Genomic DNA, 24,785 nt, shown 5'->3' on the forward strand with positions numbered 1-24,785 from the left:
TACATCAGCCTCCCCGTCAGCGGGTGCCCGCTGCCCGGCTCGACTCATGACGCAGCCGTCGGAGGATCCGCGACTCGGCGTCAACTCGGCGTCGCTGCCTGACTCCCACGGCAACCGGCAACTGGCAAGGGTCTCGGCCCGGCAACAGGGGTCTGTGCGAGTTCCGACACCGGCCGCCACGTGGGCGGATAAAGTTGGGGTCTGTGTACGGGAAAAGGGGAGGCGTCGTGGCGGTGGGGGGAATTTCTGTCGAACTGGTACTCGACAGCGGGGATGGTGATCAGGAGTTCGCCGAGGAGCAACTTCAATATCTGCTGGACGAATTGAGCCAGCTGGACCTCGTGAGCATCGACCGGGTTCCCTCGTCCCCCCCGGCGCCGCCCGGCACGCGCAACTCGGGCGCCTTCGAGTTGGGCGCGCTGGCGATCGGCCTGGGCGGCAGTGGGGCCCTGCTCCCCGTACTGGTCGGTGCCGTCCAGGACTGGCTCGGCCGGCGCCGATCCGGCACCATCCGCCTCAAGATTGGCGACGACGAGCTGGAACTGACCTCCTCGAACGACGAGATGCGGCAATTCGCCCTGGAGCAGTTCCTCCAGCGCCACGAACGGTGAATCGTGGCGAAACGCGCCCTGATCATCGCGAACAGCGTCTACGAAGACCACCACTTCGCTGCGCTCCCGGCAGCCGCCGCGGACGCGACGGCCCTCGCTGAGGTGTTCGGCGACCCGGGCATCGGCGGCTTCGATGTCGACACACTCATCGACATCGAACAACGTCCGGCGCTCCGCGCCCTCGAAGGTTTCTTCACCCGTGCGAAGCCCGACGACCTGCTCCTGCTCCACCTGTCGCTGCACGGCTGGAAAGATCTGCGCAACCGGCTGCACTTCGTCATGCGCGACACGGAACGCGACTTCCCCGGTGCCACAGCTGTCTCCGCCGAAATGGTCGGCAACTGGATGAGCGAGAGCCGCTCCCGGAGCATCGTCGTCCTCCTCGATTGCTGCTACAGCGGAGCCTTCGCAATGAACGCGCGACGCCGCGACGCCGGGACACCCGCCGTCAACGTCGCCGAGCCCTTTGCGGGCAACGGCCGGGTCGTGCTCACGGCCTCCACGGCCCTGCAGTACGCCCACGAGGGCGAGCGGGACGTCCGTTACAGCCGCACGCCCGCCGAGCCGTCCGTCTTCACCTCGGCGGTGGTGGACGGGCTGCGCGACGGATCGGCGGATCTGGACGGGGACGGACTCGTGTCCGTCGACGAGCTCTACGCGTACGTACACGAGCGGGTGCGGCAGCGCGTCGGCGGCCAAACACCCACGCTCAGCGTGGACAGCGCGCAGGGCACGATCTACGTGGCCCGCAGTCCGCGCCACGGCGATGTCGACCGGCTGGCCGAGATGCGGACCGGTATGCTCGACGTGCAGGCATGGAAGCGCGTCGGCTCCCTTGCACCTCGTCGAGCAGTTGCTCGGCAGCGTGCGCGAGCCGTCCCGGGACGCGGCGCGCGCGGCCCTGCTCGGACTGATCGCCGACGAAGACCCTGAAGTTGCCCGGCGGGCACGGGAGTTATGGCATCGACGGGGGCTCGGCGAGATCCCCACGGCTCGGGCCCTGCGCCCGTCCCGCCCGCCGGCACGTCGGCCGGACGCGCCCCGCCGCCCGTTCGTCGGCATCGATTTCGGTACGACGAACTCGGCAATCGGCGTCTTCGAGGGCGGCGATGTCCGGCTGATCCCCAATGCCGAAGGGGCGCTCACCACGCCGAGCCTTGTGGCTGTCACCGCCGAGGGACGAATCCTGGTGGGCACGGCCGCCAAGCGGCAGGCGATCACCAACCCCGAGTACACGGTGCGGTCAGTGAAATTGAAGCTGGGCACGGACTGGAGCATCACGCGGGGTGCGGTACGGCTGACGGCCGAGGAGGTCGCCCAGCTGATCCTCACCCGGCTGCGGGAGGACGCCGAGGCCTACCTCGGAGGGCCACTCGGCGCCGCGGTGCTGACCGTTCCCGCGAATTTCGGGCTGGATGGCCGGGTGGCGTTGGTCCGGGCCGGCGAGGCAGCCGGGCTGCACGTCATCCGGATGGTCAACGAACCCACCGCCGCGGCAATAACGTACGGCCTGAACGGGCGCGAGAGCACGGTGCTGATCTTCGACCTCGGTGGTGGCACCCTCGATGTCTCCCTCATCGAAGCCTCCTCAAATGTCGTCGAAGTCAAGGCGACCGCGGGCGACAACCACCTCGGCGGCGACGAGTGGGATCTGCGGATCGTCCACCACCTGATCAAACGCGTGCAGGACCGGTACGGGGTCGACCTCACCCACGACGTCGCCGCGAGGCAGCGGCTGCGAGACGCGGCCGAGACGGCGAAAATCGAACTGTCGTCGGCGGGCATCACGTCCCTCCGACTGCCCTACCTCGCCACCGGCCCGCAGGGACCGCTGCACGTCGACGAGGTGCTGACCCGTGCGGAGTTCGAGGCATTCACCCAGGACCTGCTGGAACGCTGCCGGCGGCCCGTCGAACAAGCCGTGCGCGACGCCGGGCTCACCCTCGACGAGATCGACCGGGTGATCCTGACCGGCGGCGCCACCCGGATACCCGCAGTGGGCGACCTGGTCCGCCGGATCACCGGCGACCGGGAACCGTATCGCGGTCTGATCCCGGAGGGCGTCGTCACCGGCGCCGCGCTCCAGGCCGGGGTGCTGTCCGGCACCCAGAAAGATGTGCTCCTCCTCGACGCCTCTTCCGCTTCGATCGGCGTCGAGGTGCACGGTGAGACGGTCTTCAGGCTGATCGAGAAGAACGCGACGATTCCCACAAAACGCAGCGAGATCTTCACGACACACAAGGACAACCAGCGCACGGTGATCGTGCACGTCGTGGAGGGCGAGGAGAAAGAGCCGACGCGGAACCGGACCCTGGCGGTCCTCGAGCTGGCCCTTGCGCGCTCCCGCAAGGCCCTGCCTCGGATCGAGGTGTTTGCCGACTTCGATGCCAACGGCGTCCTGCACGTCACGGCCAAGGACCTGAGCACCGGCACAGAGGTGAGCGCCACCGCCAGCCACACCACCATGGAGAATGCGGCCGCCCTCGTCAGCTCCCCCCGCTGGACGGAACTGCGCGGTCTCACCCCTACGCCGGTCGAGCCCTCCGTGCCGCCGCCCGCCAAGGGCTGAGCCCGCGCCTGCGTATCACGCACGGCCCTTACGAGTTCGTGCATGGTTATCGGCAGCGCCCCTGCCGAAAAACTGGACTCACCGACGAGGCCACCATCACAGTCCTTCGGACAATCCAGCGGAAGCTGGCCCGGACAGTGGGCCACTACTACGGAAGACGTCCGGGCGAACAGCCCGAGGCGGACGATCGGCCCGGCTATGCGGTTGCGGACCTCAACTACCCAGCACCGACCGGATCCTCGCGAACGAGAACATCATGCGATCCGGTTGCCGCCGGGCCCGGCCATGACGGTGCCCGCCAAGCTCGCCAGCCCCGTCGCCGGCATCATCCCCGTCGCCCTCAGCGCCTGCGGGTGCCGATTGATTATCCGGCCTGGTCAAGCCGCGTGTTGGTACTCGTGAGGGGTTCCGCCGAGTCGGTCACGTCGGCGGACCTCCAGGTGCCTGTTGTGTCCTGGCAAGCTGATCGGCGTGGGTAGCAGGCGGAGCGGTGCGGCTTGCTGCAGGGTCCGGTGCGGCCGATGCTGGTTGTAGAAGGTCTCGAACTCGCGGAGCGCGTGGAGAAGGTGGCTCTGGTTCCGGATCGGGGGTTCTGTCGAGGAGTTCGTGCCGGCAGGTCTGTATCCAGCGCTCCATGATGGAGTTCATGCGCGGCATTCGGACACCGCTTTTGACGACCTCGAGTCCGGTGTTGGCGAGCACGGCGTCGAAGGCGGCCGTGAACTTGGAGTCGCGGTCGCGGATGAGAAACCTGGCCCTGCTGCCTGCGTCTTCGAGGTCCATCACGAGGTTGCGTCCGAGCTGTAGCAACCGCTGAGCGGTGGGGTGTGCGGTTGCGCCCAGAATCCGGATGCGGCGGGTGGCGTGGTCGATGACGGCGAAGACGTACAGATGTGTACCGGTCAGGGCGCGGGTTTCCTCCCACACGGTGGACGCGGCGACCTGGATACCCGGGCCGCGAGTACGCCGTGGATGCGTCGGTACCCCCAGGATGTGTTCTCCCGGGCCAGGCGCAGGATCAGGGCACGGATCGAGGGGACGCTGGGTGGTCGTCCGCGTCGCTTTGGTGCGCAGGTGGCGGCATGGCGCCGTTGGAGCAGGTTGCGGTGCCATCGCATGATCGTGTCGGGGCGTACCAGCAGCAGGAGTTGGCACAGCTTGTCCATCGGGAGGTGATGGAGCAGGCCGGCGGGGATGGCGCGGTCGGTGTCGGTGAAGGCGGGCTTGCCGACTTGGCGTTGCAGGACCAGCAGCTGGTGCCGGAGGGCGAGGATCTCGATGTCCTTGTCGCGGTTGCTCATCGGCAGCAGGCGCAGGAGGGCGAGGGCGTTGGTCGTGGCGAGTAGGCCAGACGCAGCAGCACAACAGATCATGATGCCGCGCGCGGATGCCCTGTGCAGGTGAAGACATCGAGGGTGAGGAGCAGGCACAGCCGGAGACCGGCGATCAAAACCGTGAACTGGCCGGATGATTTATCGGCACCCGCAGCGTTCGCCGACGCGGTCGACAAGAACGCCGCGAAGGCCGGGAGCCGTCGCTCCTGACCCGCACGATCCGGGGGTAGTCGCCCGCCCCGGCCTCAGGTCACCCTGTCTCAGGGTGCCGCTTCGCAGACGAGGGCGCAGCCGCTGAATCCAGACTCGACGAAGCTCGTTCCGTTGGGGCCGAGGCAGATGTCGGACTCGTGGCCGGGTGATCACCTTCTTTTGTTCTTCTGAATCCCGATAAATATGATCAAGGCGACCACGGCCGCACAGCACAGAACGACCACAAGATCCGTTCCTGGCCCACCAGGCAGCCGGCTTCCACCGACGGCGATGTCAATAGTGTTTCCCAATGGGTCCTCCTGAAGAAATGGCATACAACGCGGCTGGCAGCCCCACGTGTTGGTACGGCTACCACCCGCCGTTCAGGTCAGCCGGATACGAGGCTGGCGGCGTAATCGCCGGCGTAGGCGACACCGATAGTGCAGGCGGCCTCGGCTGGCGTGGACAAGCCGCCTGTGGGGACCTCGGCGTAACTGATCAGTAGTAGGTCGCGCCCCGGTGGTCACACCGATCAGCGTGCCCGCAGGATCGCGGATCAGGCCGGCGGTGGTGCCGCCGGTGGTGACGGAGGCCAGGCCTTCCGGGCCAGGCGGGCACCGATTCGCCGATCGGACCCGGGTCCGGCATGCCGCCGTCCACGCACTGCTGACGGCGGGACACAGTCGGCGCTCGGTCCAGCGGCAGCTGGGGATGACCTACCGCACCGTCAAGCAGATCGCCGACGCCGCGACGCCGGAGGAGCTGTTTACCGGTCAGTGGCAGAGCTGGCCCTCCGTCCTCGACGAGTACAAGCACCTACTGGACGACCGCTGGGGGGAGGGCCGTCCGGACGCACTGCTCCGAACTCGACGCCCTCACCGGGCACGTCCGCTCCTTCGCGACCATGCTCACCGAGCGCGCAGGAGGCGGCGTTCGGATCGGGGATGACGTGCTGGCGACCGCTACGGGTCGACCGGGGCCAGTCGAGAAGGGGGCCGGGCTGCTGCCCGGCCCCCTTCTCGGGTTTGCTTGTCACCAGATGCCGCTGCGCGTCGCTAAGGGCTGTCCCGTAATCCGCGGTGGACCGCCCCGCTCGCTCTCCCACGAGGCCCAACGCGACTGACCACCTTGGCGCTGGCGGTCACCAGCGCCGGCAAGAACCCGCCAGGCCCTCGGGCCGACCCGTTCTCGCATCACCACGACCGCCCCGTCCGCACTTACGGGAGCCCCACAGCTGAAAGCCACTTCCGGCAATCTGCAACGTGTTATCGGAGTGGGGCAGTGGCAGAAATGTGATTGAGCACTTCCGACTCCCGCCGCTAGGTTCAGCTCGTGGAAGACATCGATGTGCTCGTCCTGCACGGATCGCCGGGCGCCGGGAAGACGACGTTGGCGCGGGCGGTCTCCGAGATGCTGCGGGAGGCCGATCTGTCTCACGGGGTGATCGACCTGGACGAGATCTCGCTGGTGCACCCCTACCAGGGCCGTTCCTTCGCACGTGAGAACCTCAAGGCGATCTGGCCCCGCTACGCCGCGGTTCCCGGTCTCAGGCTTTTGCTGCCAAGCGTCATTGCGGACGAGGAGGAACTGAGGCTGCTGCGCGATGCCGTTCCCGGGGCGAACCTTGCCGTTTGCGAGCTGACTGCACCGGAGGCCGTCCTGAAGGAGCGGGTGACGGCGCGCGAGCCGAACGAGTTCTGGCAGGAGGGCCTGCGCGGCTGGGTCGATGTCTACCACGCGCGGGACGACCTGGACAGGATCCGGGACTTCCTCGTCTCCACGTATGAAAAGTCGGAGGAGGACGCGGCTCGCGAGGTCATCGAAAAGGCCGGCTGGCTCACCGCCCGCCAATAGCCGCATGAGGGTTGATGCCCATCCACTTGCGACTTCGCGTGCGGACGCCACCCGCTGGCGCCCGCTAGCCCCAGCGGTCGGTGCGCGAACTGTGGCTGCCCCTGGCGTCCAGGCCGGGCCGGCCTCCGCTTCATCCCCAGCCGTTCACAGCTCGGGCCGCCGAGGGCGGTGAGGACGGTGGTGGGTGCGTCGCGGCCCACTCCGCGATCGCGGCCAGGGAGAGTACGCCGACTGCCGCGCGCGGTTCCTGATCCGGGACCGGGACGGGAAGTTCATCGCCCTGTTCGACACCATCCTCGCCGACGTCGGGATCGAGGTCGTGCTCAGCGGCATCCCGATACCGCGGATGAACTCGATCATGGAACGGTGGGTGCAGACCTGCCGGCGCGAGCTACTGGACCGCACCCTCATCTGGAACCACCGTCACCTGCTCCATGCCCTACGGGAGTTCGAACAGTTCTACAACGGGCACCGTCCGCATCAAGGCATCGCCAACGCCCGTCCGTTGCACCCGTTGCTCGCGCCCATCACTGGTCCGGGGCAGATCTCCCGCCTCGACATACGAAAACGCCACCGACTCGGCGGCATCCTCCACGAATACCAAAATGGCGCGTGACCTGCACGGATGAGGTTTTCGGCAGCGGTACCCCACCCGGCGGGGATTCCTGCGCGCCCAGGGCCCCTCCGCCAGGCCCACAAGCACCGTCAGGTCAGGTGGCGTCGTGGGCGGTAAGGGAGAGTCGCACGGTCTCCGCCTCGATGGCGATGTTCAGTGAAGCGTCCAGGCCTTTAGCGAGCTTTGCCAGCAACGGCAGTGTGGGGACGGTGTCGGATCCTTCGATCCGGGAGATCTTGGCCTGGGTCAGTCCGGAGCGCGTGGCCAGTTCGGTCTGGGAGAGCCCGAGCTGGATGCGGCGGTCGTAGACGGCCTTGGCCAGTGCCATGGACAGACGGTGCTCCTGGCGTTCGTGCTCGACCTCGGGCGATTCGCGGTAGCCCTCGAGTTGCTTGCGCTCGCGGGGGTCCGTAGCGTTCCGGCGGGTCACGCCCCTGCACCCCGGCCGCACCCGGTGCAGAATCCCGCTGACCACCCGGCGGTGATCGCGCCACGGCGCGCAGCGGTTGTTGCCCGTCGGCAGGAGCGGCTCCAGACGTCGCCACTCCGCCTCTGTCGGATCCCCCCGACCAGTCATGCAAGACCAACGAACCAGCGGGCGCATGGGTGCGATCAGCACCTGCGATGCCACCAGGCCAACTCCGGTTCTGCCGTGGGCTCGTGATGCGTTCGTGTGAGTAGCACCATGTCCAGGCGCTCGACCCGAACCCTGAGTTCGGCAGCGGCGCTCGGCGGAAGCATGAACAGAACGTCTTGCAGCTTGTCCCGGGCCCAGCCCTCGCCGCAGCACGGGCAGGTGAACTCCGCCTCCCACTGCCTCCACCGGCGCTTGGTGCCGTGGACGCGCACGGACCACACGCTCAGCGCCACTGACACGATGCCCGGAGACGATCGCTCCCGTTCGAGCACACGGACGGCGGCGTTCGCCGCTCCCGAGAGACCCGGAACATCGCGATACCGCACCCAGGGTCTTCCCCAACCGCGTTCCCGCGACCGAAGTGATGCTGGTGTTCTACGCGGCACTGCCCCTTCGGATGCAAGTCATGGAAAGCATCCTTGCACAGTCCAAGATCGACCGGACAGAACCTCGTCTGCCGGGACACGGGAGTTGGCACCTGCCCACGCTGGTCGGCACCCCTCGGTCATCCATGCCAAGATTCGCCGGTGGAGATATCCGACCTCACGCGCGCGATCGCGGCTGCGACTTGGGTCGCCGCGTCACTTGACCTGCCAGCCGACGACGCGGTCGTTCTCCACAACTCGAACAGGCTCGCGCTGCGGCTGACACCGTGCGACGTCCTTGCCCGGGTCGCCCCAGGGGGGCATGGGGCTGCACGGTTCGAAGTCGACCTCGCTCAACGGCTCGCGGAGGCCGGATGCCCTGTGGGCGCCTTGGAGCCTCGGGTGGACCCGCTCGTGTACATGCGCGATGGCTTCGCAGTGACGTTGTGGACCTACTACGAGCCCGCGACACCTCACGTCTCAGCAGTCGACTACGCCGAGGCGCTGGAGCGGCTGCACGCCGGCATGCAGGAGGTCGATGTGCCGAGCCCCCGGTTCACTGATCGGATCGCGCAGGCGGAAGAAGTCGTTGCCAACCCGGATCTCTCGCCGGAGCTCGCCGACGCAGACCGCGTGTTCCTCAGCAGCAGACTGGAAAGCCTGCGCCGGGCGATCGAGAACCGCGGCGCCGTGGAGCAGCTGCTCCACGGCGAGCCGCATCCGGGCAATGTGCTCAGCACGAAGAGCGGCCCGTTGTTCATCGACCTCGAGACGTGCTGCCGTGGACCGGTCGAGTTCGATCTCGCTCATGTTCCAGAGACGGTTTGCGGGCATTACCCGAGCCTTGACCAAGGACTGCTGGACGAGTGCCGGCAACTCGTCCTCGCGATGGTCGCGGCGTGGCGTTGGGACCGTGGCGACCAGTTTCCGAACGGGAGGCAATTCGGGGAAGAACTCCTTCGCCTGCTGCGCGAGGGTCCCCCCTGGCCGACACTCGACGCAGTGACCAGGCAACTGGACGGCCGGTAGGAATCCCCGAGGGTACATACCGTGATGTCCGGGCTTCGCCAGATTCGCCAGTGCCACCAACCCTGACAATTCGTTGCCGGTGCCGCGAATCTTGGCCGGACCGTTGGAGAGCCCGGCCAGGATTGCAGGGGGGTGCCCCGCGGGCCCCGCGAGCGTCACGGGTCAACAGGGCCCGTCACGTACCGCCACCGGCAGCGGCGCCTCCCATCCGTGAAACCTGGCGCGTACCGCCTTGGCGACCTCCGCCGCCTGCTCGGGCCACGGCTGCGGAACCATCGAGATCCCGGCCCCACCCTCGCGACCGGAGGCAGACAGAAACCGGCCGCACCACGATCATCTCGCAGGCCGGCAATCCACAGCACACTCAGCGCATGACCACCAGGGTCGGGCAGGAAGAAGAGGCTGATATCGTTCTGTTAACAGAACGGCGGGACGGTGGTGGGATGTCGGCGGACGAATCGCTGGGGGCCAAGCTGAAGGGGCTGCGCAGGGCGAGGGGTTGTTCCCTCTCAGAGTTGTCCCGGCGCAGCGGTGTCGGTAAGGGCACGATTTCGGAGCTGGAGAACGACCGGCGCGGCGCACGGCTGGACACGCTGTTCGCGCTGACCACCGCACTGGAAGCCCCGCTCGGTGCCCTCATGCCGGACGGCGCTCTTGACACGACGTCGGCGGTGCAGGGGGATTCGGTCGCGGCGACGCTGCTGACCCGGTGGCCGACGGAGGAGTACCTGGTCGAGGTCTACCGCGCCACGCTCAGCGAACGGCGCCAGGAATCGGCCGCGCACGCAGCGGGTGTGCGCGAGACCGTGACGGTCGTGCGAGGCCGGGTCCGCGTCGGCTGCGTCGGTGACGAACGAGAACTGGGCGAGGGGGAGAGCCTGCGCTACCGCGGCGACGTGCCGCACCGGTTCTCCGCTCTCGGCGCCACCACCGACGTGCTCCTGCTCATGCACTACCCACCACCTCCGCCGAGCGACGATGGAAGGGAACACTCAGGATGACCGTGGACCGGCAACTGCCCACCCGCAGCCGGATCGTGCAGCAGCAACTCGTCGATGCGGGACTTACGGCGGTGGTGCGCGAGCTCCCCGGCTCCGCCCGCACCGCGGCTGAGGCGGCCGCAGCGCTCGGGTGCGGGGTCGGTGCCATCGCCAGCAGTCTCCTGTTCCTCGTCGACGGGGAACCGCTGTTGGTCATGACCAGCGGCCGGCACCGGGTGGACACCGGCGTGCTCAAGCAGGCCGTCGGCGCGGACGAGGTGTCGATGGCCACGGCCCAGCAGGTGCGGGCCAGTACGGGGCAGGCGATCGGCGGGGTCGCGCCAGTCGGACACCCGACGCGCCTGCGTACGGTGATCGACGAGGCGCTGCGGCAGCACGAGACCGTCTGGACGGCGGCGGGGACGCCGCACACCGTGGTGCCCATGACCTTCGACGACCTCGTCACGCTGACCGGTGGTACGGTCTGCCGGGTCGCTCTGGACTGACCGTCCGCCGCACCCCACGTGGGAGTGTTCAGCCCAGCCGTTCCTTCATCGCGAGCAGACGGGCGCGGCTGAGCTCGGCCGCCGCCCGGCCGTCCTTGGCCGCGAAGGCGTCCAGCTCGCGGGCATGGGTGTCGTGGTCCGCGTCACCGCCGAAGGCCCCTCGGATGCGGAGCATCTCGATCATGGCCTCGGTCCCGCTTCGACCCCGTCCCTCGACCACGGAGACGATGTCGCACGTCCAGTGCCGCGTCAACGGGAACCTGCGGGAGCCGGATCCCTCGCAGCGGCCGTCCTGCTGTCTCCGGAAGAAGCCGGGATGAGCAGATCAGCTGACCCGGCGAGGGTGATCAACAACCCGAGACAACGCCCTCTCCGACTTTGCCGAGGTCCTGGTGCGCCCGGGTGGCAGCTGGGCAGGCTACTTTGCTCGGGTGAGTCTTCTTGATGATGTTGCCGAGCGCGACGGCTGGCGGTGCTGGGTGTGCGACGAACCGGTCGACCCCGACAAGTCGGTGAACGACCTGCGGGGGCCCAGCGTCGACAGTCGGACCGCCGACCGGAAGGCCAGGGTCGCCGAGCGGCTCGCGCACCGCGGGTGCAACACCCGCAAAGGCGCGGTCAAGGTAGTGATCGCCTGGCCGGACCGCCTGTACGTGGTCGAACCCGCGCCGCTGATCACCGTTGCCGGGAGGCTGGAGCGCAAGGGGGGCCGCGAGATTGTGGGCCGTTGTCCGACCAGGCGTGACGCCCAGGAGGCGGCGGATTGGCTGCTGGACCGGTTCTCACGGCTGGTACCGGGCCTGCCGGTGACCGCCGACATCGAGGCGGGCGCCGGCCAGTTCCTCGTCATCCTGGCCACCAGCCGCCGCTGACCACGTGCCGCCCCGGCCACCTGGGTGGTGTGCGGGCAATCGTCGGCGGTCCGTCAGCGGCGGCGCGTCCTGACGCTGCGGAAGCCCCGCTGTGGGACTGTTCGAGCTCGGGCCCGCAGAGTTCCCGGTGCCAGCGCAGCAGTGTGGTTGGCGTGACGGCGAAGACCTGGCGCCATCGCCCGCGAGGGACCAATCGCGAGAACGTGGTCAGCCGGATCCGGTCGGCCGGCCCGTAGTGGACCCGCGCGATCTGACGGCGCAACACTGGTTTCTCGTGCCGGAGCGCCAACACCTCCGCGTCCTTGGCCACGCGGCTGCGCAGCAGGGAAACGGGCACGATGACCAGATTCCTGGCCAGGGCGGTGACGTGAGCCGTCGCCGCATGCAGGGCCACACCCGCACTGTTCTGCCAGCGGTGAACACCGGCCCGGCCGGGTTCGACGATCACTACCGTGCGGACTCATGACGACGATTACGACGCGTACGGTCGAGTACCCGGCCGACGGTCTGACGATGATCGGGCACGCTGGCAGCGGTCGGCACCCAGCCGCAGCATGTCGTCCGCTCGGTGGCCTACGTGCGCAGCGCTGCCTTCGTGTTGGTCCTCGGTCCGAGCTGCGAGGCACTCGGACCCGGCCCAGTCGCGTCTGGCATGGGCGGCCGGCGCCGCGTCGCGCGCGGTGCGAACCGGGACGCCGTGTCGGCGGCCCGGTTCCTGGGGCATGCCGTGGGTCGAGACCGGCCTGCCCGGGACCGTGCCCGACAAGAGCCGCCGAGGCCCTCGGCGGACTCGCGAGAGCTGCGGCCTCAGCCGGCACTGCTCGGGTAGTCGACGAAGGAGTTCGGCGAGCCAGGCCCGGACGGCCTTCGAACGGTGGGCCGAGTGCCGGTCCACGACCGGATGAACCTTGCGGTCGAAGTGGCCGACGAGCAACTCCAGCAGTTTCCGAGCAACTACGCCCGCAGCTCGGGGATCCAGGGTCAAGGCCCGTCTAGACTTCCGAGACCTGGTGACGGAAGGCTGGCGCTATGCGGAGACTGCTCTACGGCATGAACGTGTCCCTGGACGGCTATGTCGCCGCGCCCGGCGACGACCTCAGCTGGAGTAGGCCGAGCGACGAGCTGTTCCAGTGGTGGCTCGACCAGGAGAGCGCGATCAGCCTGTTGCTGTACGGGCGCAGGCTGTGGGAGAGCATGAGCGCCTACTGGCCGACCGGCGACCAGCAACCGGGCGCCACCCCAGCGCAGATCGAGTTCGCGCGGAACTGGCGGGACACGCCAAAGGTGGTGTTCTCCTCGACGGTCGACAAGGTCGACTGGAACGCTCGCCTGGTCGCCGGCGACGCGGTCGCGGAGATCACTCGGCTCAAGGCCGAGGACGGTGGGCCGATGCGGGTCGGTGGCGCAGCGCTCGCCGGGGCGGCGATGCGGGCCGGCCTGATCGACGAGTACGCGATCGTCACCCATCCGGTCCTGGTGGGTGACGGCACACCGTTCTTCGCCGCGCTGGAAAGCTGGGCGAACGTGAACCTGGTGGAAACACGGACGTTTCCCGCCGGCGTGCTCCTGACCAGGTACGAGACGAGGCGCTGAAAGCGGCCCACGGCCAGGAGGAGCGGGCGTTTCGGATGCGGTCCTCGCCGCGGGCCCGGCGGCGGTTGCGGAGTTGGAGGTCGGCGAGCTGCCCGCTTTTGGTGTTGGTCGCCAAGCAGGTCAGGTGATCGCCGTCGAGGTCGGTGAAGCGCAACTGGGCTCCGGAGTGAGGCCATTCCTTGCGGACAAGGAGGAGCGGCTCCGCGTCGCCCAGCAGCTCGAAGAAGGTCGCGTTGTTGTCGTGGTTCGCGGCGACGGGGTGCGACAGAAGCTCTGCCACCTGTCTGACAACACTTAGGGAGAACGTTCTTTCTTGACAGGTGTGCCTGGAGGCGTAATGCTACGTCGAGAGAGAACGTTCAGTCCTAGCACAAGCCCAGCGGCTCTGTCCTTGCCTCCCTGCGGAGGAGGGGACCGGGGCGTTGCCCGCGGCGTCGCACTTTCGCTCTTCGGTGCCGCTCGAGAGGATCATCTTGACCACCGTTGACTTGCCCTCTGCTCGCTCGCCTGCGGCTGTCGGCACACTCGCCCCGGCTTTGCGACAGCTGTACTTCGCACGGTCCGGCTTCGCCGCCGTTTGGGCCGCACTGCTGTTCGCCAACAAGTCCCACCTCGGGGCCGACCCGGCCGTCGCCGGCGCATCGGGAGTTCCGGCCTCCCTGCGTGTGTGGGGCGCCTGGGCGATCGTTTCCGGAGCCGGCCAGCTCATCGTGGGGGCGTCCGCCTCGAACCCGAAGCTGGCAACGGTGGGCGGCTACGCCATTCTCGGCGGAACATTTTTCCTCGTCTCGGCGCAGCGTCTCGGCCGCGCCCCCCGAGCGGACTGACATGGACACCGCGTTGTGTGACGACATCGTCTCCGCATTCGCCGTCCTGGTCCTCCCGGGCCGGGTTACCACCTCGACGGAGGACAGATGAGCGAGCAGCCCGGCGGCATGCAGGGCAAGGCCGTGGACAGTTCGGCGGCGGATCCGGAAGGAGAGGACGCACAGCAAGAGTCCGGTTCCCCGACAGGCAAGAGGCGCTTGGCCGCTCTCGGTGGGTGGATCGCGCGTGGGGCGCTGGTCGGCCTGGTGGCTGCCGGCGCTGGGCTGGCGGCGGGCGAACTGGTTGCGGTGGCTACCGGAGCAGAGTCTTCGCCTGCGGTGGCGGCCGGGACCTGGGCGATCAGCGTCACGCCCACGTGGCTTGAGCAGTTCGCGATCCGCAACTTCGGCAGCAATGACAAGCTGGCGCTGCAGACCGGGGTCTATGTGACGGTGGCGTTGGGGGCGGCCGGCCTCGGTGTGCTGGCCCGCGCTCGGCTGACCATTGCGAGCGTCCTGACCGCGGTGTTCGGCGTGGTCGGTGGAATCGCCGCGGTCACGCGACCGGCCGCGAATACCAGTTGGCTGCTTCCCTCGCTGCTCGCCGGACTCGTGGCGGCGTCGGTGATGCGCTGGCTGACGACCATGTCACTGAAGGAATCGGCCCCTTCTGCCGAGTCGAGCGGGAGGCGCCGCTTCGTGCTCGGCACGTTGGGTACGGCTGCGGGCGCGCTCGTCGCCGGATTTGGCGGCGACGCGTGGATCAAAAAGCGCTACGACGTTTCGGCGGCGCGCGCGAAGGTGGTGCTGCCGGTCCCGGCGACCGTGCTGCCCCAACCGCCCGCCTCTGTGCACCCGGACGTGAAGGGGCTCGGGTCGTTTTTCACTCCGACCTCTCAGTTCTACCGGGTGGACACGGCGCTTGCTGTCCCTCGGGTGGACCCGGGCTCCTGGAAGCTGAAGATCCACGGCATGGTGGACCGCCCGTTCGAGATCACCTTCGAGGAGTTGCTCTCCTACAGGTTCGAGGAACACGACATGACCTTGACCTGCGTGTCGAACCCGGTGGGCGGACCGTACGTCGGCAACGCGCGGTGGCTCGGCACGCCATTGGCACCGCTGTTGCGCCGCGCCGGCGTCCGCCGCGGGGCGGACATGCTCTTGTCCACCTCGACCGACGGCATGACGATCGGCTCACCGGTCGAAGCGGTGCTCGACGGCCGGCAGGCAATGCTGGCGATCGCGATGAACGGTGAGGCACTGCCGATCGAGCACGGGTTCCCGTGCCGGATGCTGATCCCCGGCCTGTACGGATACGTGTCGGCCACCAAGTGGTTGACGGATCTGGACGTCACCACGTTCGCCTCCTCCGACGCATACTGGACGCCGCGTGGTTATTCGCCGCAGGCCCCGGTCAAGACGGCGTCCAGGATCGACGTGCCGGCTACCGGGGCGACGGTATCGGCCGGGACCGTGGTGCTCGCCGGCACGGCCTGGGCTACCCACCGGGGCCTCGCGGCGGTAGAAGTGCAGATCGACAACGGGGCCTGGCGGGAGGCGATGTTGGCGACGTCGGACACCCCGGACACCTGGCGGCAATGGTCGTATCGGTGGGCGAATGCTCCCAAGGGTTCGCATAAGGTCAAGGTGCGCGCGACCGACGGCACCGGCACGGTGCAGACCTCGGCCGTCCAGGATGTGGTGCCGAACGGCTCCACGGGTTACCACACCATCACCGTCAAGGTTTCCTGACCGGCGGCGAGGGCGGTGTGCGACACGACCGGGCGTCCAGCCGCGTCCGCTCGGCCCGTCTGCTGCCCGCGGTGGTCTCCGTCCCGCCTCAACGTCTCACCTGCGCTTGAGGGTTGGTCGAGACCCGTCCATGACCGGTAGGCCGGCCTAGGCGACGACTCGGTATCGCCTCGGTATCGCCTTGTTCGCCGGAGCAGGCTCGCGAGCCCGATGTGGGCGTTCGTTGCAGGCGTCGACCAAGCGGCATCACAGGGCGCTGTTCTTGGCCCCGTTGGCGCGTCTCGATCTGCAAGATAGAACGTTCGGTCTTGACTTACGCTTTGAGACACATTAGATTGACCGCTGTATCGAATGCGACATATGCGGTTCGGTGAATCAGTTTTATCGCAAATAGGTAAGGACGGTTTCATGTCCCGTAGGACTTCAGTGCGAACGGTTGGCTTCGCCCTGTCACTCGCTGCCTTGGCGACGTTCGCGGCAGCATGCGGCAGCTCATCCGATGACTCATCGGCTGCTGCCCCCAAGACGAGTGCGGCGAGTTCGGCCGACTCAGGTTCGACGACGGCTTCAGCGGCGCCGAACTCGGCCGACTCGGATTCGAAGCTGGTCTTGAAGACCGCGAAAGGAAGTGCCGGCATCTGGCTCACGGACTCTGCTGGACGCACGCTGTACTCGTACACCAAGGACAAGGCAAACGCGTCCAACTGCTACGACGCGTGCGCCACGAAGTGGCCCCCGCTCACGACGACCAAAGCGGTGACTGTGACCGGCCAGTACACCGTGCCGAAAAATCTGGGCACCATCACCCGGACGGACGGCAAAAAGCAGGTCACCTACGGCGGCCACCCGCTGTACTACTTCACGGGCGACACCGCTCCCAACCAGATCAAGGGCCAGGGCGTCGACGGTTCATGGTTCCTCATCGGACCGATCGCCAACATCATGAACGGGACCAAGCCGTAACAACCGCCGCATGGTGCTACGGCGCTTGGAGCATGACTCGCGTGGCGCTTCGCATGTTGGTTTGGTATGTGCCGTATAGCAGGGCGGCCTTCGTCTGAACACGACACCGGCTCCAGTCCAGTTCCCCGCGCGCGCCGAGTTCGTCCAGGACCAGCCGGTACAGCTTGGCGATGACTACCGAATCACACCTGCCGTGTTGAGAAGATGGCTGGACGGCTCCCGACATCCGGCATCTCGCCGCCTACCTGACCGTGGCCATTCCAGCGACAGAGCTGTGGGATGGCCATGGCTGGTTTCCGACCTGTCACGAGAGTGGATTCTATTGTGCAGGGGCGAGAAGAATAGTGCACGGGAAGAGATCCGTGATTCCTCGTCGGGCGGTCGCAGAAACCGCTGGGACAGCGAGTGCCGCGTCCACGTTCCCGTAACTGCCGTGCAGTCGCTGGCAGATCGCCGGGGAATGATGGTGGAAGCCGAGTCCGGCCCGGCCGATCGTGCGCCCACCCCGTGTCATACGCACGCCTTGGAGGCCGGGATACGGCCGGCGTCCTGCCGTTGCTGGGTGAGACTGTCGCCGCCGAGCGCGACCACCAGGGTGAGGGAACAGTGCCAGGGCGGCCCAGCTGTGCTGCTCACTCGTGCATGATGGCTTGTTCGGTCCAGATGATCTTGCCGTGCTCTGTGTACCTCGCGCCCCGCCTTTGGGCGGGCTCCGAGATCATGAACGGGGCCTTCGGTGTGCCGAGGGATCGGGGCCTGCAGTGTGCCGGACGTTGTGGAACCCTTGACAAGAGGATGAAATAGCGGATTTAGCCAGGATATGACATGGGGTGACCCTGTGAAATCACGGAAGTACGAAAAGTGAGCACTCCTCTGGAATTGGTGGCCCTGGTCAGCGCTTCCCGCACTGTCGTCGGATGGACCGAGGCGGCCGAGCGTCTGTGGGGCTACTCCGCCGAGGAGGCGATGAACCGTCCTGTCGACCATTTGCTGATGGCCGGCGGCGACTCCGGTTGTGCCTCTGCCATGGAGCAGTCGCGGACGTGGTCCGGGACCGTTGAACTCCGGCAGCCTGACGGCCGGGGACGGACGATGGAGCTCCGGGTGAGCCCTTTTTCGGTGGGGGAAGCCGCAGGCGACTGGTTCGTGTGGGAGGCAGGTCCCATCGAGCCTCCCGCCCTTTCGAGTCCGGACGCCGTCGTGCCGAAAGCACTCTTCGACCACGCGCCGATGGGTGCGCTGGTACTGGACCGGGATTTGCGCTGTATCTGGTCCAATCAGGCGATCAACGAGATGGACTTCATTCCGGGGGGTCCGCAGCCGGGACGACGGATCACTGAGCTGCTGCCGGGCGGGGGTGCGGAAGCGCTTGAGGCAGAGATGCGCCGCGTTTTCGAAAGCGGTGCGCCGTCCCTGGACCAGGAGTGGATTCCGCCGGCGGTAGCAGGAGAGACCGGGAAGCCCCCTCTCTCGCTGTCGCTGTTCCCGCTGGACGAATCGGACGGCAGGGCACGGGGAGTGTGCCTGATGGCCGTGGACACGGGCGAGAGCGGCTCACGGCGGAGGCTGGAGCTCCTTGCCGAGGCCGGAACCCGCATCGGCAGCACCCTCGACGTCATGCGCACCGCGCAGGAACTGGCGGACACCGCGGTGCCGGCGCTCGCGGACTTCGTCACCGTCGAACTTGCTGACACCGTCATTCCCGACGAGGAGCCTCTGGGACGCCTGGACGCCTCCAACGTCAGCGTTCCCGCCTTCTACCGCGGGGGGATGGCCTCGGTCCACCCCGGGGTTCCCGAGGCCCTGTGGCAGCGGGGGATGCCGGTCTTCGTCCCCCCGACGTCCCCCTACACCGGCGTCAGAGACTCCGGGCAATCCCACTTCGAACCGGTCATCGACACCTCGCCCGGGACCTGGCGCGACAACGACCCCGACCGGGCCAGGGTCGTCAGGCAGTTCGGACTGCATTCGCTGATGATCGTTCCCCTCCGGGCGCGCGGGGTGCTGCTCGGCATCGCCTCATTCGTACGCGGCGAGAATCCGGCCCCCTTCAGCAGGGACGATCTCCGCCTCGCTGAGGGGCTGGCGGCCCGGGCTTCGCTGAGCTTGGACAACGCGCGCCGCTACAGCCGGGAACGTACCGCGGCGCTCGCACTGCAGCGTGACCTGCTGCCGCACCAGCTGCAGAGCGGCCAGGCCGTCGAGGTGGCCTCCCGCTACCTGCCCGCCGATACCCGGGACGGAGTGGGAGGCGACTGGTTCGATGCGATTCCGATGCGGCACGACAGGGTCGCCCTGGTGGTCGGCGATGTCGCCGGCCACGGGATCAACGCGGCTGCGACCATGGGGCGGGTCCGCATGGTGGTCAACACGCTCACCAACCTGGAGCTGCCCCCGGACCAGGTGCTCAGGCGCCTGGACGAAGTCGTCGTGGGGTTGGCCAGGGACCGCCCCGAGGACGAGTTCACCACGCCCATTGTCGGGGCCACCTGTGTCTATGTGGTGTACGACCCTGCCACCAGGCGATGCACGATGGCCAGCGCCGGGCATCCTCCGCCGGCCATCGTCACCCCCGACGGAGACGTCGCATTCGCCGACGTGCCCGTTGGCGCGCCCGTCGGCGTCGGACTGGGAGACTTCCGCTCGATCGAAACGCGGTTGCCGGAGGGAAGCCTGATCGCGCTCTACACCGACGGCCTGGTCGAGACCCGCGCGGACGACATGGACCACGGACTCGACCGATTGCGCGCCGCCCTCACCGCCCCTGCCGGGGCGCTGGAGGACCTCGCCACCGCGATCATCGACAACGTGCCCGCGCCCGGGCAGGCCGAGGACGACATGGCCCTCCTGCTCGCCCGAACCCTGACACCCACGCCACGAGGCAGGCCGTGAGCCTGCCTGCACGGCAGCCCTCGTGCTGGTGATCGCAGCGCTGTCCCGGGCGCCTTCCGGCGAAGGGGGACGACGGCAGCCGGGTGCCGGGCGCGAGACGCCCCGTGCGGACTGCCTCTCGGAGGAAGTGGCCCGGGAATCCGTCATGGAAACGGACCCTCACCTAATCCCACTCGACGGACGGTGTCTCCGCGGCGGCTCGCTGACCAGCGGGAACAGCGAGATGCGGGCAGATCAGGCCTGCTGCGCGGCGAAGCCCGACCGCCACGTCGGATGCTCGGGCTCCCATCCTCGCGAGCGGGCCAGGCTGTTGGACGCTCCTCGCGCCCAGGGCTGCTGTCCTGACGCGGGTTCCGGTGCGGGCAGGTCGAGGACGGCGGCGAAGACCGGCAGCCACGCGCGAGCCGGCGCGGGCTCGTCGTCCACGATGTTGACCGGCCCGGACGGCCAGCCGAGGGCGGCGACCGCGGCCCGTGCGGCATCGCGGATGTGCACGAACGAGGTCACCGACAGATCCGCCTCGACGCTCCCGAGAAAACGGGCGTCCGGATCGCCGGCCAGGGCCGCGGCCACCGGGCCCCCGGGGACGTACCAGGTGCCGGGGCCGTACAGGATGCCGTACCGCAGCAGCACCGCCGTCTCCAGCTCCGCGGCCGTGTCCTCCAGCGCCCGGACTCCGTCCACCATCTCCCGCCGCGGGTACCCCGCGCCGAGGTCGAGGGGCGCGGTCTCGTCGGCCGGGTCGTCCCCCGGCGCGTACGCCCAGGAGACCGACTGGGCGACGATGCTGGACACGTCGGCGGACCTGGCCGCGTCCACCAGATTGCGGGTTCCCTCCCGGCGCAGCCGGTCGGTCGCCGCGCTGTCCGCGGCCGACAGGTCGGTCAGCTGGTGCATCACCGTGTCCGGGGCGGCCGCCGCCATCACGCGGTGCAGGGCGTCCCGGTCCAGGACATCGGCCTGAACCCCTGAGGCGCCCTGGCGGCGTACCCGCTCGGCACCCGCGGCCGAGCGGGAGATCCCGGTGACCCGGTGGCCCGCCTCCAGCAGCAGGGGAACGAGCAGCCGGCCGACCGCACCCGTAGCGCCCGCGACGAAGACATGCATCGAAGCCCAGCCCTCTGCCGGTCCGGAGATCCGTCTCATGACGAATCCGGGCAAAGTTAGCATAAGTGGCACCGCTGCCCTTCCCCGCATCCGGCTTCAGGCAGCCTCCACCTCGCTCTCGTCGCCGATCAGCTTGTACGTCAGCGGCCGGCACGCGTCGAACCGCCAGATGAACAGGTGGTAGATCGCCGCGCCGATCACCGCACCGAAGACCGGCGCGATCAGATAGATCCACAGATCATCGGTCTGCCCGGACAGCGCGGCCGGACCGAACTGGCGGGCGGGGTTGATCGAGCCCCCGCTGAGGGGGCCGAGCAGAGCGATCACCAGCGCGATGCACAGCCCGAGCACGTACGGCAGCAGGCGGATGAACCGGCTGTGCGCCAGGAACCAGCCGACCACAAGGATCACCGCCGCCATGGCACCCGCCTCGGCGAGGAAGACCGACGACGCCTGCCAGGTGGGCGAGGGCCGGATCGCGCCGTGCGAGACCGACCGGCGGGCGACCGCGGGACCCCACGCCAGGCGGGCCAGCGCCGTCCCCGTCGCCGACCCGGCCAGTTGGGCGGCCGCGTAGGGAAGCACACTGCGACCGGGGAAGGCGTCCACCAGCCACAGGGCGACGGTCACGGCGGGGTTCACGTGCCCCCCGCTCTGCCTGCCCGGCGGGGTGAAGATCAGCCCGGTGAGGACGGCACCGCCGAGCACACCGATGACCCCGAGCGCGACATGCAGGTCGGCGATGTACAGCGGCGAGCCGGGATCACGCAGCCACCGCACGATCGTCACGGTGACGAAGAGCAGGACCGTGGTGAGCACGAACTCGTCGACCGCGCGGGCCAGTGGCAGCGAGCGCGGCAGCGAAGGAGGGGGCCTCACCATCATCTCCCGGCGTCGGCGGTTCGGAAGCGCGCCCTCTGACTCTCGCACCGACACGGGGCGCCGCCGTGGATCTCGCCGATGAAGCGGACGGTGGCGCGATCACCGTGGGGCGGACCCCGCACCGGAGCCGTCGTTCGGTGCGGGTTTCTGTTCGGCGGCCTCAGCGGCCGGATGCCGATTTTCGGTGGGTGTGGCGTTGATGCCTGTTCAGATGCCGTTCCAGCAGGGTGCGGCCGTGATGTGGTGCCCGGAGGGCGACGGCTCGGTTCCGGAGATGGCGGTGAGTGCGTGCTCCCACAGGCGGTCCGCGGCGGCGGGGTCGAGGGACCACTCGGCCACGAAGCCGGTTGTCGCGTCGGGGCCGCCGGCCAGGATGCCGGGGTCCCCCTGGATGACCTTGGCTTCCTGGTTTTCTTCGAAGTAGCGCCCGGTCACGCCTTCGAGGAGGGGTGAGGCGGCGAGCAGTGTCGTGGTGGCAGCGGCCTGTTCGGGTGTTTTGAAGTGGGGCGGGGTGAGCCGGTTGCCGTGCGTGTCCTGGGCGCCGAGCATCTGCAGGGTCGCCGCGTCCAGGTACCGGGAGAGGTTGGTGTGGGCCAACCCGGGGGCGCAGGCGTTGGCGGTGATGCCGTCGGCGGCCCAGCGGCGGCTGATGCCGACGGCGAGCAGTACGTCGGCGGTTTTCGACTGTGCGTAGGCGGTCACGGGGTCGTAGGCTCGCCGCTCGAACTGCGGATCGTCGAAGTCGAAGTCCGCGAGGAGCTGGGCGCCGGAGCTGACGACCACCACCCGTCCCCGTTCCGCGGACCGCAGGGCCTCGTGCAGGCCCGTCACGAGGGCGAAGTGGCCGAGGTAGTTGGTGGCGAGCTGCATCTCCCAGCCCAGGGCGTTGATTCGGCGTTCGGGGAGCATCATGACGCCGGCGTTGGCGATGACGGCGTCGGCGGGCCCGTCCCATGCCTGGCAGAAGGCGCGGACCGACTCCAGGTCGGCCAGGTCGAGTGCGACCGCTTCGGTCTGTGGGAATTCCTCCATGATCGCCTCGGCCGTGGAGGGGTCGCGGGTGGCGATCGTGACGCGGGCACCGGCCCCGGCGAGGGCACGGACCGTCTCGGCCCCGAGCCCTGACGCTCCTCCCGTGACGATGATGCGGCGTCCGGTCAGATCGACCCCGGCCAGGACCTCCGCTGCCGTGGCGCGCGCTGTGAAGGGAGTGGTGACTCGTGTCATACCGGCGTTTTCCTTGCTCGTTGAGTGGGGCAGCTGGACAAGCTGCATGCCTCGAATGGACCTCGACCGCAGGTGGGGTCGGGCGATCAGGAGGTCAGCGCTGCCAGTTCTCGCCATTCGCCCCGGGGCATGGCGGAGTCCGAGCCGACGACGTGCAGGCAGACGTGGTCGGCGCCGGCCTGGTGGTGCGCGCGGACCCGCGTGCCGATGGCCTCGACGTCTCCCCAGGCCACGATGCTGTCGATGAGGCGGTCGCTGCCACCGCCGGCGAGGTCGTCCTCGGTGAATCCCTGGCGGAGCAGGTTGCGGGCGTAGTGGTCCATGCCGAGGAAGACACCGAGGAATCCGCGTGCGGCGGCGCGGGCCTTGCCCGGATCGGCTTCGAGGACGACGGCCTGGTAGGGCGCGATGAGGGCCCGCTGGCCCAGCTGCTTGCGTGCGGCGGCCGAGTACTCGGGGGTGACCATGAACGGGTGGATGCCGGCGGTACGTCGTCCTGCCAGTTCGATCATCTTGGGGCCGAGGGCGGCCATGACCCGCTCGGCCGTGGGAACCGGGTCCGGGGCCTTGTCGAGTTGGTCGAGGTAGGCGTTCATGTCGGCCAGCGGCCGATAGGGCTGTCCCGCGCTCTGGGCGGCTGCCGGGTCGCTGACACCGAAGCCGAGCAGGTGCCGGCGGCCGTAGGCGGCCTGGAGCCGGGCGTGCCCGGCCGCCATCTCGGCGGGTTGGTGCCGCCAGATGCTGGCGACGCCGACGGCGACCTTCAGCCGGCGTGTGGCGCGCAGCAGGCGCTCGGAGTCGCCGAGGATGTCGCCGCCCCCCAGGCCCGGTATCCACAAGGCGCCATAACCCAGTTCGTCGAGTTCGGCGGCGGCGTCGGCGATCTCGTTCGGATCGGCCATCCGCAGTTCGATACTCCAGATCCCTGTGAGACCCAATTGCATGTCGTGAAAGCCTTGTCTGTGAAGGTGCGCGGCTCGGCCGCCCGGCGGGCGGCAGCGCACCGGCGGGACGCCCCAGCGCCCGGTCGCCTCGCTGTGGGCTCTACCTGTGGTCGCGGGACCGCCCGCCGGGCCGGGAGATGAGGCAGCCGCGGTGCCGTTCGGCGCGCAGGGGTGTTCCCGGCCCGGCGGGGAGGGTGGGGGTGGTGCCTAGATCTGGTTGCGGCCGCCGTCGACGAAGAGCTCGATGCCGGTGATGAAGGTGCTCTGGTCGGAGGCGAGGAACAAAACGGCGCTGGCCACCTCTTCGGGGCGTCCGACGCGGCCCATCGGGATCGTGCTGGCCATGTAGGACTTGAGCTGGTCGGCGCCCTCCTGGTCGGGGGCGAGGCCGTCGATGCCGGGGGTGTCGATCGTGCCGGGGCTGATGGCGTTGACCCGGATCGAGCGGTCCTTGAGCTCGGCGGCCCAGGTGCGGGCGAAGGACCGGACCGCGGCCTTGGAGGCTCCGTAGACGCCGAAGGACGCGTTGCCCAGCGAGCCGGCGTTGGAGGACTGCAGGATGACCGAGGCGCCCTCGTTCAGCAGCGGCAGCGCCTTCTGGACGGTGAAGAGCATGCCCTTGGTGTTGATACCGAAGGTCTGGTCGAAGTGCTTCTCGGTGACCTGCTCCAGCGTGGCGAACTCGCCGCCGCCCGCATTGGCGTAGAGCACGTCGATGCGGCGGTTCTGCCGGGCGACCTCGGCGTAGAGCCGGTCCAGGTCCGCCAGATCGGACACGTCGCCCTGCACGCCGGTCGCGTTGCGGCCGATCTTGGCCACGGCCGCGTCGAGGGCGTCCTTGCGGCGGCCGGTGACGAAGACGTGCGCGCCCTCCGCCACGAAGCGCTCCGCGGTGGCCAGGCCGATCCCGGTGGTGCCGCCGGTGATGACGGCTGTCTTGCCCTCGAGCTGTCCCATGGTGGGCTCTCCTCATGTAGGTGGTGTACGCGCGACGCGGAAGAGCCCGTGAGCTCGCCCGCGATCCGCGGAGCCGGGTCAGCGGCCATTTATTTAG

General features: G+C 68.7%; 23 protein-coding genes and 4 pseudogenes. 15 read left to right on the top strand and 12 right to left on the bottom strand.

From position 1 onward, the window contains the following. Nucleotides 1-233 precede the first annotated feature (233 nt). Genes GA0115240_RS29355 through GA0115240_RS29365 form a run of 3 tightly spaced genes read left to right on the top strand, consistent with a single transcriptional unit; the run spans nt 234 to nt 3,180 of the window. Nucleotides 234-611: an effector-associated constant component EACC1 gene (locus tag GA0115240_RS29355; RefSeq protein WP_141709001.1), complete on the top strand. Its 378-nt coding sequence runs from the start codon at nt 234-236 to the stop codon at nt 609-611. A 3-nt stretch (nt 612-614) separates the two neighbouring features. Continuing rightward, nucleotides 615-1,544 carry a caspase family protein gene (locus GA0115240_RS38810; RefSeq protein ID WP_161302549.1) on the top strand — a complete coding sequence of 310 codons (930 nt, stop codon included), beginning with the start codon at nt 615-617 and terminating at the stop codon, nt 1,542-1,544. Then, complete coding sequence (locus GA0115240_RS29365) at nt 1,447-3,180, top strand: Hsp70 family protein (protein WP_237555308.1); 1,734 nt, start codon at nt 1,447-1,449, stop codon at nt 3,178-3,180. The genes GA0115240_RS38810 and GA0115240_RS29365 overlap by 98 nt, the downstream gene beginning before the upstream one ends. A gap of 377 nt (nt 3,181-3,557) precedes the next feature. Here the strand turns inward: GA0115240_RS29365 and GA0115240_RS29370 are convergent. Further along, nucleotides 3,558-4,543: pseudogene (locus GA0115240_RS29370) on the bottom strand (integrase core domain-containing protein). A 1,495-nt stretch (nt 4,544-6,038) separates the two neighbouring features. On the opposite strand from GA0115240_RS29370, the gene GA0115240_RS29380 reads away from it, so the two are divergent. Further along, the gene (locus GA0115240_RS29380; protein ID WP_093741318.1) at nt 6,039-6,560 is read left to right on the top strand and encodes an AAA family ATPase; all 522 of its coding nucleotides are present in this window, start codon (nt 6,039-6,041) and stop codon (nt 6,558-6,560) included. A gap of 184 nt (nt 6,561-6,744) precedes the next feature. Next, complete coding sequence (locus GA0115240_RS29385; RefSeq protein ID WP_256070064.1) at nt 6,745-7,176, top strand: integrase core domain-containing protein; 432 nt, start codon at nt 6,745-6,747, stop codon at nt 7,174-7,176. A 94-nt stretch (nt 7,177-7,270) separates the two neighbouring features. Here the strand turns inward: GA0115240_RS29385 and GA0115240_RS39440 are convergent, their stop codons facing one another. Continuing rightward, a complete protein-coding gene (locus GA0115240_RS39440; RefSeq protein WP_093741319.1) occupies nt 7,271-7,807 on the bottom strand; it encodes a helix-turn-helix domain-containing protein in 537 nt (178 codons plus the stop codon). A 533-nt stretch (nt 7,808-8,340) separates the two neighbouring features. Between GA0115240_RS39440 and GA0115240_RS29400 the strand changes: the two genes are divergently transcribed. From GA0115240_RS29400 to GA0115240_RS29410, 3 genes are all read left to right on the top strand, one after another. Beyond that, entirely contained in the window at nt 8,341-9,207 is an 867-nt protein-coding gene (locus GA0115240_RS29400) for a phosphotransferase (RefSeq protein ID WP_176725207.1), read from the top strand. 371 nt (nt 9,208-9,578) lie between these two features. Beyond that, nucleotides 9,579-10,208 (top strand): XRE family transcriptional regulator, encoded by a 630-nt coding sequence (locus GA0115240_RS29405; protein ID WP_161302552.1) that lies wholly within the window; start codon nt 9,579-9,581, stop codon nt 10,206-10,208. Next, a complete protein-coding gene (locus GA0115240_RS29410) occupies nt 10,205-10,693 on the top strand; it encodes a YbaK/EbsC family protein (protein WP_093741325.1) in 489 nt (162 codons plus the stop codon). The genes GA0115240_RS29405 and GA0115240_RS29410 overlap by 4 nt, the downstream gene beginning before the upstream one ends. Before the next feature lie 28 nt (nt 10,694-10,721). Here the strand turns inward: GA0115240_RS29410 and GA0115240_RS37375 are convergent, their stop codons facing one another. Beyond that, nucleotides 10,722-10,877, bottom strand: a complete 156-nt coding sequence (locus GA0115240_RS37375; RefSeq protein WP_161302554.1) for a hypothetical protein — start codon at nt 10,875-10,877, stop codon at nt 10,722-10,724. Between the two features lie 247 nt (nt 10,878-11,124). Here GA0115240_RS37375 and GA0115240_RS29415 point away from each other — a divergent pair, with 247 nt between their 5' ends. Continuing rightward, on the top strand, nt 11,125-11,565 hold the full coding sequence (locus tag GA0115240_RS29415; protein WP_093741327.1) for a hypothetical protein: 441 nt from the start codon (nt 11,125-11,127) through the stop codon (nt 11,563-11,565). Here GA0115240_RS29415 and GA0115240_RS38820 read toward each other — a convergent pair. Next, complete coding sequence (locus tag GA0115240_RS38820; protein ID WP_256070067.1) at nt 11,540-12,013, bottom strand: integrase; 474 nt, start codon at nt 12,011-12,013, stop codon at nt 11,540-11,542. The genes GA0115240_RS29415 and GA0115240_RS38820 overlap by 26 nt on opposite strands. A 14-nt stretch (nt 12,014-12,027) precedes the next feature. Between GA0115240_RS38820 and GA0115240_RS39445 the strand changes: the two are divergent. Both GA0115240_RS39445 and GA0115240_RS29425 read left to right on the top strand, forming a co-directional pair. Further along, a pseudogene (locus GA0115240_RS39445) lies at nt 12,028-12,135 on the top strand (dienelactone hydrolase family protein); the annotation flags it as partial. 459 nt (nt 12,136-12,594) lie between these two features. Next, nucleotides 12,595-13,158 carry a dihydrofolate reductase family protein gene (locus tag GA0115240_RS29425; RefSeq protein WP_093741328.1) on the top strand — a complete coding sequence of 188 codons (564 nt, stop codon included), beginning with the start codon at nt 12,595-12,597 and terminating at the stop codon, nt 13,156-13,158. 16 nt (nt 13,159-13,174) lie between these two features. On the opposite strand, the pseudogene GA0115240_RS38825 reads toward GA0115240_RS29425, so the two are convergent. Continuing rightward, nucleotides 13,175-13,351: pseudogene (locus GA0115240_RS38825) on the bottom strand (IS1380 family transposase); the annotation flags it as partial. Nucleotides 13,352-13,631: 280 nt separating this feature from the next. Between GA0115240_RS38825 and GA0115240_RS29430 the strand changes: the two are divergent. The 3 genes from GA0115240_RS29430 (at nt 13,632) to GA0115240_RS37385 (ending at nt 16,679) form a co-directional block, all read left to right on the top strand. Then, nucleotides 13,632-13,985, top strand: a complete 354-nt coding sequence (locus tag GA0115240_RS29430) for a hypothetical protein (protein WP_093741358.1) — start codon at nt 13,632-13,634, stop codon at nt 13,983-13,985. Nucleotides 13,986-14,072: 87 nt separating this feature from the next. Further along, complete coding sequence (locus GA0115240_RS29435) at nt 14,073-15,716, top strand: molybdopterin-dependent oxidoreductase (RefSeq protein ID WP_093741329.1); 1,644 nt, start codon at nt 14,073-14,075, stop codon at nt 15,714-15,716. A 609-nt stretch (nt 15,717-16,325) separates the two neighbouring features. After that, complete coding sequence (locus GA0115240_RS37385) at nt 16,326-16,679, top strand: COG4315 family predicted lipoprotein (protein WP_161302558.1); 354 nt, start codon at nt 16,326-16,328, stop codon at nt 16,677-16,679. A 91-nt stretch (nt 16,680-16,770) separates the two neighbouring features. On the opposite strand, the pseudogene GA0115240_RS35880 reads toward GA0115240_RS37385, so the two are convergent. Then, nucleotides 16,771-16,854: pseudogene (locus GA0115240_RS35880) on the bottom strand (IS5/IS1182 family transposase); the annotation flags it as partial. Between the two features lie 335 nt (nt 16,855-17,189). Next, nucleotides 17,190-17,315 carry a hypothetical protein gene (locus GA0115240_RS38830; protein WP_256070068.1) on the bottom strand — a complete coding sequence of 42 codons (126 nt, stop codon included), beginning with the start codon at nt 17,313-17,315 and terminating at the stop codon, nt 17,190-17,192. 246 nt (nt 17,316-17,561) lie between these two features. Between GA0115240_RS38830 and GA0115240_RS29445 the strand changes: the two genes are divergently transcribed. Further along, nucleotides 17,562-19,571, top strand: a complete 2,010-nt coding sequence (locus GA0115240_RS29445; RefSeq protein ID WP_141709003.1) for a SpoIIE family protein phosphatase — start codon at nt 17,562-17,564, stop codon at nt 19,569-19,571. Nucleotides 19,572-19,805: 234 nt separating this feature from the next. Here the strand turns inward: GA0115240_RS29445 and GA0115240_RS29450 are convergent, their stop codons facing one another. The 5 genes from GA0115240_RS29450 to GA0115240_RS29470 form a co-directional block, all read right to left on the bottom strand. After that, nucleotides 19,806-20,717: an NAD-dependent epimerase/dehydratase family protein gene (locus tag GA0115240_RS29450; RefSeq protein ID WP_237555309.1), complete on the bottom strand. Its 912-nt coding sequence runs from the start codon at nt 20,715-20,717 to the stop codon at nt 19,806-19,808. A gap of 57 nt (nt 20,718-20,774) precedes the next feature. Then, nucleotides 20,775-21,557 carry an MIP/aquaporin family protein gene (locus GA0115240_RS29455; protein WP_256070069.1) on the bottom strand — a complete coding sequence of 261 codons (783 nt, stop codon included), beginning with the start codon at nt 21,555-21,557 and terminating at the stop codon, nt 20,775-20,777. Between the two features lie 210 nt (nt 21,558-21,767). Then, nucleotides 21,768-22,787 (bottom strand): SDR family NAD(P)-dependent oxidoreductase, encoded by a 1,020-nt coding sequence (locus GA0115240_RS29460; protein ID WP_093741338.1) that lies wholly within the window; start codon nt 22,785-22,787, stop codon nt 21,768-21,770. A gap of 86 nt (nt 22,788-22,873) precedes the next feature. Beyond that, nucleotides 22,874-23,731 carry a TIGR03620 family F420-dependent LLM class oxidoreductase gene (locus tag GA0115240_RS29465; protein WP_093741340.1) on the bottom strand — a complete coding sequence of 286 codons (858 nt, stop codon included), beginning with the start codon at nt 23,729-23,731 and terminating at the stop codon, nt 22,874-22,876. Nucleotides 23,732-23,938: 207 nt separating this feature from the next. Further along, on the bottom strand, nt 23,939-24,688 hold the full coding sequence (locus GA0115240_RS29470; RefSeq protein WP_093741342.1) for an SDR family NAD(P)-dependent oxidoreductase: 750 nt from the start codon (nt 24,686-24,688) through the stop codon (nt 23,939-23,941). Between the last annotated feature and the right edge of the window lie 97 nt (nt 24,689-24,785).

Origin of the sequence: Streptomyces sp. DvalAA-14, assembly GCF_900091855.1 — a bacterium.
Classification (GTDB): domain Bacteria; phylum Actinomycetota; class Actinomycetes; order Streptomycetales; family Streptomycetaceae; genus Actinacidiphila.